14 protein-coding genes are annotated in these 11,902 nt (G+C 65.4%); 10 read left to right on the top strand and 4 right to left on the bottom strand.

What is annotated here, in order from left to right:
- Nucleotides 1-102: 102 nt before the first annotated feature.
- On the bottom strand, nucleotides 103-1,800 hold the full coding sequence (locus ACFSQR_RS15635; protein WP_377730884.1) for an MFS transporter: 1,698 nt from the start codon (nucleotides 1,798-1,800) through the stop codon (nucleotides 103-105).
- 227 nt (nucleotides 1,801-2,027) lie between these two features.
- Here ACFSQR_RS15635 and ACFSQR_RS15630 point away from each other — a divergent pair, with 227 nt between their 5' ends.
- The 3 genes from ACFSQR_RS15630 to ACFSQR_RS15620 are packed head-to-tail and all read left to right on the top strand — an operon-like array spanning nucleotide 2,028 to nucleotide 4,530.
- The gene (locus ACFSQR_RS15630; RefSeq protein ID WP_377730883.1) at nucleotides 2,028-3,206 is read left to right on the top strand and encodes an acetyl-CoA C-acyltransferase; all 1,179 of its coding nucleotides are present in this window, start codon (nucleotides 2,028-2,030) and stop codon (nucleotides 3,204-3,206) included.
- Between the two features lie 18 nt (nucleotides 3,207-3,224).
- Nucleotides 3,225-3,527: a Dabb family protein gene (locus ACFSQR_RS15625; RefSeq protein ID WP_377730882.1), complete on the top strand. Its 303-nt coding sequence runs from the start codon at nucleotides 3,225-3,227 to the stop codon at nucleotides 3,525-3,527.
- Between the two features lie 4 nt (nucleotides 3,528-3,531).
- On the top strand, nucleotides 3,532-4,530 hold the full coding sequence (locus ACFSQR_RS15620) for an NADP-dependent oxidoreductase (RefSeq protein WP_377730881.1): 999 nt from the start codon (nucleotides 3,532-3,534) through the stop codon (nucleotides 4,528-4,530).
- A 115-nt stretch (nucleotides 4,531-4,645) separates the two neighbouring features.
- Here the strand turns inward: ACFSQR_RS15620 and ACFSQR_RS15615 are convergent, their stop codons facing one another.
- From ACFSQR_RS15615 to ACFSQR_RS15605, 3 genes are read right to left on the bottom strand one after another with little or no spacing between them, the layout of a single operon-like run.
- Nucleotides 4,646-5,383 (bottom strand): NRDE family protein, encoded by a 738-nt coding sequence (locus tag ACFSQR_RS15615; RefSeq protein WP_377730880.1) that lies wholly within the window; start codon nucleotides 5,381-5,383, stop codon nucleotides 4,646-4,648.
- Nucleotides 5,384-5,650, bottom strand: coding sequence for a DUF4936 family protein (locus ACFSQR_RS15610; RefSeq protein ID WP_377730878.1), 267 nt, complete (start codon nucleotides 5,648-5,650; stop codon nucleotides 5,384-5,386).
- The gene (locus ACFSQR_RS15605; RefSeq protein WP_377730877.1) at nucleotides 5,647-6,645 is read right to left on the bottom strand and encodes a YgfZ/GcvT domain-containing protein; all 999 of its coding nucleotides are present in this window, start codon (nucleotides 6,643-6,645) and stop codon (nucleotides 5,647-5,649) included. Before ACFSQR_RS15605 ends, ACFSQR_RS15610 begins: the two co-directional genes overlap by 4 nt.
- Nucleotides 6,646-6,753: 108 nt before the next feature.
- On the opposite strand from ACFSQR_RS15605, the gene mltG reads away from it, so the two are divergent.
- From mltG to ACFSQR_RS15570, 7 genes are all read left to right on the top strand, one after another.
- Nucleotides 6,754-7,743, top strand: a complete 990-nt coding sequence (gene mltG / locus ACFSQR_RS15600; protein WP_377730909.1) for an endolytic transglycosylase MltG — start codon at nucleotides 6,754-6,756, stop codon at nucleotides 7,741-7,743.
- Nucleotides 7,740-8,360, top strand: coding sequence for a dTMP kinase (gene tmk, locus ACFSQR_RS15595; protein WP_377730876.1), 621 nt, complete (start codon nucleotides 7,740-7,742; stop codon nucleotides 8,358-8,360). The genes mltG and tmk overlap by 4 nt, the downstream gene beginning before the upstream one ends.
- Before the next feature lie 64 nt (nucleotides 8,361-8,424).
- A complete protein-coding gene (locus ACFSQR_RS15590) occupies nucleotides 8,425-9,456 on the top strand; it encodes a DNA polymerase III subunit delta' (protein ID WP_377730875.1) in 1,032 nt (343 codons plus the stop codon).
- A 10-nt stretch (nucleotides 9,457-9,466) separates the two neighbouring features.
- Nucleotides 9,467-9,844 (top strand): PilZ domain-containing protein, encoded by a 378-nt coding sequence (locus tag ACFSQR_RS15585; protein ID WP_377730874.1) that lies wholly within the window; start codon nucleotides 9,467-9,469, stop codon nucleotides 9,842-9,844.
- 7 nt (nucleotides 9,845-9,851) lie between these two features.
- On the top strand, nucleotides 9,852-10,364 hold the full coding sequence (locus ACFSQR_RS15580; protein WP_377730873.1) for a GNAT family N-acetyltransferase: 513 nt from the start codon (nucleotides 9,852-9,854) through the stop codon (nucleotides 10,362-10,364).
- Nucleotides 10,365-10,414: 50 nt separating this feature from the next.
- On the top strand, nucleotides 10,415-11,194 hold the full coding sequence (locus ACFSQR_RS15575) for a TatD family hydrolase (protein WP_377730872.1): 780 nt from the start codon (nucleotides 10,415-10,417) through the stop codon (nucleotides 11,192-11,194).
- A 13-nt stretch (nucleotides 11,195-11,207) separates the two neighbouring features.
- Complete coding sequence (locus ACFSQR_RS15570; protein ID WP_377730871.1) at nucleotides 11,208-11,873, top strand: ankyrin repeat domain-containing protein; 666 nt, start codon at nucleotides 11,208-11,210, stop codon at nucleotides 11,871-11,873.
- Nucleotides 11,874-11,902: the final 29 nt, after the last annotated feature.

The raw sequence follows: 11,902 nt of genomic DNA, 5'->3' as shown, positions 1-11,902 counted from the left end.
GACGGTCCCCAACGGGAACCGCCCCCTGAACTGATGCTCGCTTGACTTCCGCACTGGCGGAAAAGCCGGGGACGGTCCTTTCAGGGGACCGTCCCCATTCTTTTAGTCGTGCGCGTAGATGTCGTTGTCCTTCGTCTCGCGGACGAACAGGAAGCCCACCACTGCCGTGATCAGCGCGATCACGATCGGATACCACAGGCCGTAGTAGATATCGCCCTTCATCGCCACCAGCGAGAAGCTGATGGTTGGCAGCAGGCCGCCGAACCAGCCGTTACCGATGTGGTAGGGCAGGGACATCGAGCTGTAGCGGATCCGGGTCGGGAACATCTCGACCAGCATCGCCGCGATCGGGCCGTACACCATGGTCACGTACAGCACCAGGACAAACAACAGCAGCACGACCATCGGCTTGTTGATCTGCTCCGGATCGGCCTTGGCAGGGTAGCCCGCCTGGGTAATCGCCGCGCCCAGTTCGCTCTTCAGGGCGGCCTGCTTTGCCTTGGACGCTGCGTCGAAGTCGTAGCCGTCCGGCGTCATGGTCGCGTTAAACGACTGGAACACCTTGTCGCCCACCTTCACCTGCGCCACCGTCCCGGCAGGCGCCGGCTGGATGGTGTAGCTGACCGATGCGGCGGCCAGCATGCTGGTGGCCATGTCGCACGAACCCGGAAACTTGGCCGTGCCGGTCGCGTTGAACTGGAAGTGGCAAGTGTCCGGATCGGCGATCACGGTCACCGGGGAGCTGCGGATTGCCTGTTCCAGTTGCGGATTGCCGTAGTGGGTGATAGCGCTGAAGATCGGGAAGTAGGTCGCCGCCGCGATCACGCAGCCGCCCAGGATGATGGGCTTGCGGCCGATCTTGTCCGACAGCGCGCCGAACACCAGGAAGAACGGAGTCGCCAGCAGCAGCGCAATGGCGGTGAGGACCTGCGCGGTGGCCGCGTCGATCTTCAGGGTCTGCGTCAGGAAGTACAGCGCGTAGAACTGGCCCGTGTACCACACCACCGCCTGGCCCATCGTCAGGCCGACCAGCGCCAGGAACACGATCTTGGCGTTCTTCGGCTTGAGGAAGGCTTCCGACAGCGGCGCCTTGGACAGCTTGCCCTCGGACTTCATCTTGACGAAGGCGGGGGACTCGTTCATCGACATCCGGATCCAGACCGACACGGCCAGCAGCAGGACGGACACCAGGAACGGAATGCGCCAGCCCCAAGCGTCGAAGTCTTCCGGCGACATCGACTTGCGCACGCCCAGGATCACCAGCAGCGATAGGAACAGGCCGAGCGTCGCGGTGGTCTGGATGAAGGAGGTGAACAGGCCGCGCTTGCCGTGCGGCGCATGTTCGGCCACGTAGGTTGCCGCGCCGCCATATTCACCGCCCAGTGCCAGGCCCTGCAGCACGCGCATGGTCACCAGCAGGATCGGCGCCGCGATGCCGATGGTGGCATAGCCCGGCAGCAAGCCGACCAGGAAGGTCGATGCGCCCATGATAAGGATCGTCACCAGGAAGGTGTATTTGCGGCCGATCAGGTCGCCAAGGCGGCCGAACACCAGCGCACCGAACGGACGGACGATGAAGCCGGCTGCGAAGGTCAGCAGTGCGAAGATGAAACTGGTGGTCGGGTCGCCCAGGAAGAAGTGCTTGCCGATGGTAACGGCCAGTGCGCCGTACAGATAGAAGTCGTACCATTCAAAAACGGTACCCAGCGAGGAAGCGAAGATGACCTTGCGCTCCTCCTTGGTCATCGCGCTCGACGGGGTGCTGACTCCACCCATGCCGGCCGTGCTCGTGTTAGCCATGATTGTCTCCGTTGTTTTAAAAATCCGGTTAGCGGATAGCCGATCTTGTTCGACTGTCACGGAGTGTGGGGGTTCAAACTTACGTCATGCTTGCTTCAAACTGACACCAAACTTACAAATAATGGGGACAGACCCCATTTCGAAAATGGGGTCTGTCCCCATTTCGGGGTCTGCGAACGACCGTTCTATTGTGCTATTCTGGCCAGCTTCTGACACAAGGAGGCAACATGGTTGACGCAGTCATCGTTTCGACGGCCCGCACGGGCCTGGCAAAGTCCTGGAAGGGCGCGTTCAACATGACGCACGGCGCCACCATGGGCGGGCATGTGCTGGCGGCGGCGATCGCGCGCGCCGGCATCGAGCCGGGCGAGGTCGAGGACGTGCTGATCGGCTGCGCCAACCCGGAAGGGGCCACCGGCGGCAATATCGCGCGCCAGATCGCGCTGCGCGCCGGCTGTCCGGTCACCACCGCCGGCATGACGGTCAACCGCTTCTGCTCGAGCGGGCTGCAGACGATCGCGCTGGCGGCGCAGCGCATCATGGCGGGCGAAGGCGAGATCTATGCGGCCGGCGGCGTCGAGTCGATCTCCTGCGTGCAGCAGGAGATGAACATGCACATGTACAAGGAGACCTGGCTCAGCGAGCACAAACCGTCGATCTACTGGCCGATGCTGCAGACTGCCGAGACGGTCGCCAAGCGCTACAACATCGGCAAGGACCGCCAGGACGAATACGGCGTGCAGAGCCAGCAGCGCGCGGCATTCGCGCAGTCGGCCGGCAAGTTCGACGACGAGATCGTGCCGATGACCACCGTGATGGGCGTGGCGGACAAGGAGTCCGGCATGCTGACTACGCGCGAAGTGACAATTGCGGCGGACGAAGGCATCCGCGCCGATACCACGCTGGAAGGCGTCTCGAAGATCCGTACCGCGCTGCCGGGCGGCGTGATTACGGCGGGGAATGCGAGCCAGTTCTCGGACGGCGCATCGGTTTCCATCGTGATGAGCGCGCGCGAGGCGCAGGCACGCGGCTTGCAGCCGCTTGGCGTGTTCCGCGGCTTCGCGGTGGCCGGCTGCGAGCCGGACGAGATGGGCATCGGTCCCGTGTTCGCCGTGCCCCGGCTGCTGTCGCGCGCGGGCCTGACCGTGGCCGACATCGGCCTGTGGGAACTGAACGAGGCGTTCGCGGTGCAGGTGCTGTATTGCGCAGACCGGCTGGGCATTCCGATGGACCGCCTGAACGTGAACGGCGGCGCGATCGCGGTAGGCCATCCGTACGGCGTCTCCGGCGCGCGCCTGGTGGGCCACGCGCTCATCGAGGGCAAGCGGCGCGGCGTGAAGTACGTGGTCGTGACCATGTGCATCGGCGGCGGACAGGGCGCCGCCGGCCTGTTCGAAGTGGTTTAATCAAGCAAAGAGGAACGGATGATCAAGCACATTGTCATGTGGAAGCTGAAGGACTTCGCGGAAGGGCAGGACAAGGCCGCCAACGCGAAAAAAATGAAGGAAATGCTGGACACCTGCGCGAATCTGGTGCCGGGCACCCTCCGGTTCGAGGTCGCCCTCGCGCAGCCGGGGCTGGAAGCAACGTACGACGTGGTGCTGTACTCCGAGTTCGCGGACAAGGCCGCGCTGGACGCGTATGCCGACCATCCGGACCACGTCGCGGTCAAGCCGTTCATCGGCGCCGTGCGCGAAGCGCGGCAGTGCATGGATTACGAGGTATAGAGCAATGAGTGGCAACTATTCGCGCATCGTGCTGGCATCGCGTCCTCGCGGTGCGGTCACGCCGGACAACTTCCGCATGGAGTCGGTGCCGGTTCCAGAACTGCGCGAGGGCGAGGTGCTGGTGCGCAACCGCTACCTCTCGCTCGATCCCTATATGCGCGGCAGGATGAGTGCCTCGAAGAGCTACGCCGCATCGCAGGCGCTGGACGAGACGATGATCGGCGCGACGGCCGGCGAGGTGGTCGATTCGCGCCATCCGCGCTTTGCGCCCGGCGACGCCGTGACCGGCATGCTGGGCTGGGCGGAGATGGGCGTGGCGGACGGCGCGCACCTGCGCAAGGTGGACGCCGCCAGCGCGCCGCTGTCGGCCTATCTCGGCGTGCTCGGCATGCCCGGCGTGACCGCATGGTATGGGCTGAACCAGATCATCCTGCCGAAGCCGGGCGATACGGTGGTGGTGTCGGCGGCGAGCGGCGCCGTGGGCGGCGTGGTCGGGCAGCTTGCCCGGCTCAATGGTTGCCGGGCCGTCGGCATCGCGGGCGGACCGGAGAAGTGCGCATACGTGGTAGATGAGCTGGGCTTCGATGCCTGTGTCGACTACAAGCTCGGCAAAGTGGCCGAAGACCTGGCGGTTGCGACGCCCGATGGCATCGACGGCCTGTTTGAAAACGTAGGCGGCGAAGTGTTCGACGCGGCGCTGGCGCGCATGAACGCGTTTGGCCGCATCGCCTTGTGCGGCATGATCTCGGGCTACGGCGGCAAGCCGGTCCCCATCAACAACATCGGCTCCGTGCTGGTCAACCGGCTGTCGATGCGCGGCTTCATCATCACCGAACACATGGAAGTGTGGCCGCAGGCGCTGGAGGAACTGGCCGACCTGGTCGCTTCCGGCCAGCTAAAGTACCGCGAGACGATCGCGGAAGGCTTGGCTGCAGCGCCGGAAGCCTTCATCGGCCTGCTACAGGGCCGCAACTTCGGCAAACAGCTCGTGCGGATGGCATAGCAGCGCTGTTTGCAGGGGGGTATGCCGCCCCAGGGTGCCTGTCCCGATATACCCCCCTCGATTTTTCGGCCGCTGCCCCCGAAACCGGATACCCCCCCGGGTTATGTGAGCGGTATCAGCGCAGCAGTCGTTCGTTCAGGGTCGCGGGCGCGTCGGCGCGCAAGGTGACGACGGTGGACGTGCGGGTGCCGTAGCCCGGCGTTTCGATGCAGACGGCCGACAGCGAGCGTTCCAGGTCGATCGGGACGCCCGTTTCCGGCAGGCGGCGGTCGGGCGCGCGCGTGGTGTCGGCCAGCATTTCGAAGTAGGCTTCCTCGGGCGCGCCCTGGCACAGCAGGCTCGCGAATTGCGCCTTGGTGCGCACGACTTTCGGCCACGGGTCATCCAGCAGGCCGTTCGAGATGCCGTAGATGCCGGGTTCGAGGGGCTTGCCGTTGCGCGGGTCGCCGTCGGCGCGGTTGGAAAACCAGAACAGGCTGTCCTTGTCGCCGATCACGAGGTTAAAGCCGTTATAGGCACCGGCACCGTCGCGGATGCTGTCGATGAAATCGGCAGCGCCCAGTTCCCCGCCAAGGTAGTCGGCGACCAGCGCGCCGCGCGTGGGCGCGTCGCCGCGGTAGTCCTGCGGTGCACGCACGTTGGTGATGGCGGCGAAGCGCGAGCCGTTTGGGCCGTCCTTGGTGATGCCCATCCAGGTGCCGCCGCCCTGCAGGTCGCGGCCGCCGAAAATGCGCGGATTCTCCGGCCAGGGCGCTGCCTGGGTGGCGGGACGGTCGTAGAATTCGTCACGGTTGGCCGCGGCAATCAGCGGGACGCCCGGCAGCACCTGCCAGGCAAAGACAATCAGGCACATTTACATCAGGTCCGTAAATACTTCGGTGTGGCGTTCGCCTTCGATGTAGCGGGCAAGGCCCGCATCAGACGCTGCGGCCGCGAGCCGCACGGGAAAGTCGGGGCCGGCGGACGGATAGACTTCCATCCACGTCTGCAGCCCGTCCTTTTCGCCAGGCCGCCGCTTGAGCTGGCCCGATCCGAGCGCGGCCTGCATGCCGCGCACCAGTGGCGCGAGCGCCTGCGCATTGGCAGGGCGCACGCGGTAGTAGATATACAGGTCGTTCATACTTCCAGTGCGTCGAGCGGGTAGGGCATGGGCAGGAAGTCCACACGGGGACCGTCGGCCGAGCCCAAGCGCACGTCGTCGTCCAGTGCGCCCAGCTTCATTTCGACCAGGGCGTCGACGCCGCCATTGCCGTTCGATGCCGCGTTGACTACCATGCCGCAGGGCTGGCCCGGGTCGACCAGCGAGAAGACTTCGTCGCCCGCCTGCGCCTGGCCGGCTATGCTGGCCAGCGCGGTGCGCCGTTTCAGCTTGCCCAGGTACTGGCTGCGTGCAACGATCTCCTGCCCCGGATAGCAGCCCTTCTTAAAATTGACGCCGCCCAGCAGTTCAAGATTGACCATTTGCGGGACGAATTGTTCCTGCGTGCGCGCGGTCACCTGCGGCACGCCGGCGTGGATCGCCGCCAGCTGCCAGCTGTCGGCGCCGCCGAGGGCCAGCTGCGACAGCGCGGGCCAGGCCTGCTCGCCGGCGCCCGGCGCGGCCAGCCACATGTAGCGCGGCGCGCCGAAGCCGTCCGGCAAGCGGATCAGGGTGCCCAGCGGATGGTCGATCTTCGTGTTCGGCGCAGGCGGAAGGGTGCCGAACAGGCTTTCCAGTACGGCCGGGGCGCGCGCGCCGCCAAAGCCGATGGTGGCCTCCGGCGTGGCGTCGGACAGCTTGGCTTTGGCGCGCAGTACGAACATGGACAGGCGCTTCTGGAGCGCCGGCTGCAGTTCGCGAGGCAGCTGCAGGAAGACCGACTCGGCATTGCGCCACATGAGGAAGGTGGCCATCAGCCGCCCCTTCGGCGAACAATAGCCTGCCAGACGCGCTTCGGCGGGGGTAAGATGCTGCACATCGTTGGTCAACTGGCTGTGCAGGAAGGTGGCGGCATCCTCGCCGGTGACCGAAATCACGCCGAGATCCGTGAGGGAAGCGGCAAATCCGTCCGCCATGCGGGCGGGAGAGAGGGCGGTCGCGCCTTCGGACGCTAGAAATTGGTGCCAGGAATTCATAAAATCCAGTGATGAGCCATCGGAAGCATTATCATTACGGGCTCATTATAGAGATGTCGAGCAATTCGCGCCGTTGGCGGTTCAAAAAATGGAACGAGAACAACCTTGATCAAGAAACTGCTTTTTGTCGTCACCGTATTGACCCTGGCCGCCGCATCGTGGTTCGGGTACTGGGCCAGCAAGCCGATCACCCAGGCCGGTGAGCCGATCCCCTTCACGATCGAACCGGGCAGCAGCGGCGTGGGTGCGATGCGCCAGATCGCGGCGGCCGGCGTGCCGGTCGACCCGCAGATGCTGTCGCTGCTGGGCCGCGTCACGCGCAAGAGCGGCAACATCAAGGCCGGCGCTTACGAGCTGAAGCCGGGCGCGTCGCCGATGGACCTGCTGGACCAGCTGGTGCGCGGCGAATTCGCGCAGGAGTCGGTGCGCATCATCGAAGGCTGGACCTTCCGCCAGATGCGCGCGGCGATTGAGGCCACCCCGGCGCTGCGCCACGACACCAAGAGCCTGTCGGATTCGGAACTGATGGCCAGGATCGCCCCGCAGTACAAGCAGCCGGAAGGGCTGTTCTTCCCCGATACCTACCTGTTCGCCAAGGGTGCGAGCGACCTGCAGGTGTATAAGCAGGCGCATGCGATGATGATGAGCCACCTGAACGCGGCATGGGAAAAGCGCGATCCGGGCCTGCCGTACAAGACGCCTTACGATGCGCTGATCATGGCGTCCATCATTGAAAAGGAAACCGGCAGCAAGGCCGAACGCGGCATGATCGCCGGCGTATTCGTCAACCGCCTGAAGATGGGCATGATGCTGCAGACCGATCCGGCCGTCATCTACGGCATTGGCGAGCGCTTCGATGGCGACATCCGCAAGAAGGACCTGCAGACGGACACGCCGTACAACACCTATATGCGCGCCGGCCTGCCGCCGACGCCGATCGCGCTGCCGGGCGTGCAGTCGCTGGCGGCGGCGCTGTCGCCGGCCCGTACCGACGCGCTGTATTTCGTCTCGCGCGGCGACGGCACCAGCCATTTCTCCGGCAACCTGAGCGATCACAACAAGGCCGTCAACCAGTACCAGCGCGCGAGTGCGCCATGAGCGCGCGCGGCAGGTTCGTCACCTTCGAAGGCATTGACGGCGCCGGCAAGTCGACCCACATCGCGTTCGCGGTCGACTACCTGAAACAGCATGGCAAGGCGGTCGTGTCGACCCGCGAGCCGGGCGGCACGCCGCTATCCGAAACGCTGCGCGAGATGGTGCTCCACCAGAAAATGCACCTGGAAACCGAGGCGCTGCTGGTATTCGCCGCGCGCCGCGAGCACCTGGCGCTGGTGATCGAGCCGGCGCTGGAACGCGGCGACTGGGTCGTCTCGGACCGCTTTACCGATTCCAGTTTCGCCTACCAGGGCGGCGGGCGCGGGCTGTCCAAGGCGAAGCTGGAAGCGCTGGAGCAGTGGGTGCACCCGCACCTGCAGCCGGACCTGACGCTGCTGTTCGACGTGCCGACCGAAGTGGCACGCGAGCGGCTGCAGGCGACGCGCACGCTCGACAAGTTCGAGCGCGAGCAGGCCGACTTCTTCAACGCGACCCGGCAAGGCTACCTGGCGCGCGCGGCCGAACATCCGGAACGCATCGTGATCATCGACTCGACCCAGCCGATCGCCACGATCCAGGTCCAGCTGACCTCGATCCTGGACAAGCTGCTGAGCCGATAAGTTACTTTAAATAAGTTACTTCAAGAATGACGCGCAAGCTACTGTTTTAATTCATAATCATCCGATGACGACTTCTTATTATCCGTGGCAGCGCGATAGCTGGGAGCAGCTGAACGCCATGCGCGGGCGCATGCCGCACGCGATCCTGTTCCACGGTCCGCAGGGCATCGGCAAGTCCGGATTCATCGAAGCGTTCGCGCAGTCGCTGCTGTGCGAGGCGGTGCAGCCGGACGGCCAGGCCTGCGGTAGCTGCGCATCCTGCGGCTGGTTCGCGCAGGGCAGTCATCCCGACTACCGGCGCGTGCGCCCGGAAGCGCTGGAAGACGAGCCGGAAGGGGATGAGGGCGGCGAGGAGCCTGCCAAGAAGTCCGCCAAGTCCGCCAAGGCGCCGTCCAGGGAAATCAAGATCGAACAGATCCGCGCGCTGGCCGATTTCATGAATATATCGACCCACCGGCGCGGCCTGCGCGTGGTGGTGCTGTACCCCGCCGAAGCGCTCAACACACCTGCCTCGAACGCGCTGCTCAAGACGCTGGAAGAGCCGCCGCCGGGCACCGTGTTCCTGCTCGCGTCCCACGGGCTTGACCGCCTGCTGCCCACCATCCTGTCGCGCTGCCGCAAGTTCGCCCTTCCGTTGCCCGCGCACCAGGAGGCGCTGGCCTGGCTGAAGGAACAGGGCCTGGCCGATGCGGACGGCTGGCTGCGCGAGCAGGGCGGCGCGCCCCTGGCGGCACTGGAGGCGTCCGCGTCCGGAAGCCGCGAGGACATGGACACGCTGCTCCAGCTGCTGGCCAATCCGAGCGTCGAAGGCGCGATCCGCACTGCCGAAAAACTCAGCAAGACGCCGCTGTCCGCGCTGGTATCGTGGCAGCAGCGCTGGCTGTACGACGCGTTTTCGGTCAAGATGAGCGGCAAGGTGCGCTATTATCCCCGCTACGGCAAGGAGCTTGCCGCGCTGGCCGGGCGCGTGCACACTGAAGGCCTGATGCGCGCGCTGAAATCGGCGAACGAGCGGCGCGCGATCGCTGACCATCCGCTGTCGCCCAAGTTATTCGTCGAGGAGATGCTGCTTGACTACGCTGCATGCTGTACCTGAAAGGACCGCAATGACCGGCAATCCGCAAGATCCGAACGCTGCGCAGGTTGCGCGCCCCTCGGTGCTCTCGCTTGCCATCAAGGAGAAGGCCGCGCTGTACGCCGCCTACATGCCTTTCCTCGCCAATGGCGGGATGTTCGTGCCGACCCAGAAGGCCTACAAGCTGGGCGACGAGATCTACCTGATCCTCACGCTCATGGACGACCCGAACAAGTATCCGATCGCGGGCAAGGTTGCATGGATCACCCCGGCCGGCGCCAACAACAACAAGGCGCAGGGAATCGGCGTGCATTTCCCCGCCGACGAGAGCGGCCAGCGCGCCCGGGCGCGCATCGAAGAGATCCTCGGCGCCGCGCTGCGGTCGTCGCGCGCTACCCATACGCTTTAAGACCATCATGTACGTTCTGCGCATCGCCCGTTTCGAAGACCTGCCGGCCATCGTCGCCATCTACAATTCGACCGTCGCGTCGCGCGAAGTGACCGCCGATACCGAACCGGTGTCGGTCGAGTCGCGCCACAAGTGGTTCGCCGACCACGATCCTGCGCGCCGTCCGCTCTGGGTGGTGCACCGCGCGGACGACGATGCCGCCGAGCCGGAGATCGTGGGCTGGATGTCGTACTCGAACTTCTACGGCCGCCCGGCGTACAGCGGCACGGCCGAACTGTCGATCTACCTGGCCGAGAAGTGGCGCGGCAAGGGCATCGGCCAGTTCTGCGTGGCCGAAGCGATCAAGTACGCGCCGCAGGCCGGCGTACACACGCTGCTCGGCTTCATCTTCGGGCATAACATCCCCAGCCTGGGCCTGTTCGAGAAGTTCGGCTTTGCAATGTGGGCGAACCTGCCGCGCGTGGCGAACCTGGACGGGATCGAGCGCGACCTCGTCATCCTCGGCAAGCGCGTCGGGTAGGTTCGGAGACCGTCCCATAGGGACAGTCCCCAACGCGGTACAATCGCGGGATGTACATCGATTCCCACTGCCACATCAACTTCCCCGAGCTGGCCGAGCGCATGCCCGCCATCCTCGCGAAAATGGAAGAAAACAAGGTCACGCACGCCCTGTGCGTCTCGGTGGACCTGCCGGACTTTCCGCAGGTGCTCGCGCTGGCCGAACAGTACCCCAATATCTACGCATCGGTCGGCGTCCATCCGGACTATGAAGACACGCCGGAGCCCAGCGTTGAACAGCTGGTGCAGCTTGCCCAGCATCCCAGGATCCTCGCGATCGGCGAGACGGGCCTGGACTACTACCGGCTGGAAGGCGACCTCGAATGGCAGCGCGAACGCTTCCGCGTCCACATCCGCGCGTCGCGCGAGACGCGCAAGCCGCTGATCATCCACACCCGTTCGGCCAGCGCCGACACGCTGCGCATCATGGAAGAAGAGGGCGCAGGCACGGACAAGGGCGGCGTCGCCGGCGTGATGCACTGCTTCACCGAGTCGCTGGAGGTCGCGCAGGCAGCGCTGGCGATGGGCTTCTACATCTCCTTTTCCGGCATCGTCACCTTCAAGAGCGCAAAGGAGCTGCAGGCCGTGGCGCGCGAAGTGCCGCTGGAGCGCATGCTGATCGAGACCGATTCCCCATACCTGGCCCCGGTGCCGTTCCGCGGCAAGATGAACGAGCCGGGCTACGTGCGCCACGTGGCCGAGTACATCGCCACGCTCAAGGATGTGCCGCTGGAGCAGGTCGCGCGCCAGACCAGCGATAACTTCCGCACGCTGTTCAACGTTCCCGCCTGACGAGGCCCTCCCGATGAAGATCGCCGCCCGCATCCTGCTTGCCGCCGCGCTCGCGCTGCCATTGGCCGCGCAGGCCGACCCGCAGGGCGACTTCTTCCGGGCGGTCAAGGTCGACGACGAGCGCACGCTCCAGCGCCTGATCGCCGGGAACATCGACCTGAACATGACGGAGCCAGCACGCGGCGAGAACGGCCTGATCGTCGCGTTGCGCGAGGACTCGATGCGCACCTTCGGCATTCTGCTCAGGCATCCGGCGGTCCGTGTCGACCAGCCAGCCGCCAATGGCAACACGGCGCTGATGATGGCGGCCTTCAAGGGCAAGCGCCAGGCCGTGCTGGACCTGATCGAGCGTGGCGCGGCCGTCAGGCGCACGGGCTGGACGCCGCTGCACTATGCAGCGGCCGGAGGCGATGCCGGTATCGCTTCGCTCCTGCTGGACCGCCAGGCCGACATCGACGCGCGGGCGCCCAACGGCACCACGTCCTTAATGATGGCGGCCCAGGAAGGACAGGAGGCCGTGGTGCGCCTGCTGCTGGAACGCGGCGCCAACGCGTATCTCCTGGACGACCACCGCCGCACGGCACTGCGCATCGCCGAACTGGCCGACAAGCGCGGCATTGTCAGGGATATCGCCGCCCACATGGCTTCCAATCCGGCGCCCGGCGCATCGTCGAAGTAGCAAATTGGGCAGCAAAAGCCGCCCAGCTC

Origin of the sequence: Pseudoduganella sp. GCM10020061, assembly GCF_042683405.1 — a bacterium.
In the GTDB taxonomy this organism is placed as follows: Bacteria; Pseudomonadota; Gammaproteobacteria; order Burkholderiales; family Burkholderiaceae_D; genus Telluria.
This window is presented reverse-complemented; position numbering and strand designations above follow the sequence as displayed.

Excerpts from the sequence above, each read along its gene's own strand:
- ACFSQR_RS15635 (WP_377730884.1), bottom strand. The coding sequence starts at position 1,800 with ATGGCTAACACGAGCACGGCCGGCATGGGTGGAGTCAGCACCCCGTCG.
- ACFSQR_RS15630 (WP_377730883.1), top strand. The coding sequence starts at position 2,028 with ATGGTTGACGCAGTCATCGTTTCGACGGCCCGCACGGGCCTGGCAAAG.
- ACFSQR_RS15625 (WP_377730882.1), top strand. The coding sequence starts at position 3,225 with ATGATCAAGCACATTGTCATGTGGAAGCTGAAGGACTTCGCGGAAGGG.
- ACFSQR_RS15620 (WP_377730881.1), top strand. The coding sequence starts at position 3,532 with ATGAGTGGCAACTATTCGCGCATCGTGCTGGCATCGCGTCCTCGCGGT.
- ACFSQR_RS15615 (WP_377730880.1), bottom strand. The coding sequence starts at position 5,383 with ATGTGCCTGATTGTCTTTGCCTGGCAGGTGCTGCCGGGCGTCCCGCTG.
- ACFSQR_RS15610 (WP_377730878.1), bottom strand. The coding sequence starts at position 5,650 with ATGAACGACCTGTATATCTACTACCGCGTGCGCCCTGCCAATGCGCAG.
- ACFSQR_RS15605 (WP_377730877.1), bottom strand. The coding sequence starts at position 6,645 with ATGAATTCCTGGCACCAATTTCTAGCGTCCGAAGGCGCGACCGCCCTC.
- tmk (WP_377730876.1), top strand. The coding sequence starts at position 7,740 with ATGAGCGCGCGCGGCAGGTTCGTCACCTTCGAAGGCATTGACGGCGCC.
- ACFSQR_RS15590 (WP_377730875.1), top strand. The coding sequence starts at position 8,425 with ATGACGACTTCTTATTATCCGTGGCAGCGCGATAGCTGGGAGCAGCTG.
- ACFSQR_RS15585 (WP_377730874.1), top strand. The coding sequence starts at position 9,467 with ATGACCGGCAATCCGCAAGATCCGAACGCTGCGCAGGTTGCGCGCCCC.
- ACFSQR_RS15580 (WP_377730873.1), top strand. The coding sequence starts at position 9,852 with ATGTACGTTCTGCGCATCGCCCGTTTCGAAGACCTGCCGGCCATCGTC.
- ACFSQR_RS15575 (WP_377730872.1), top strand. The coding sequence starts at position 10,415 with ATGTACATCGATTCCCACTGCCACATCAACTTCCCCGAGCTGGCCGAG.
- ACFSQR_RS15570 (WP_377730871.1), top strand. The coding sequence starts at position 11,208 with ATGAAGATCGCCGCCCGCATCCTGCTTGCCGCCGCGCTCGCGCTGCCA.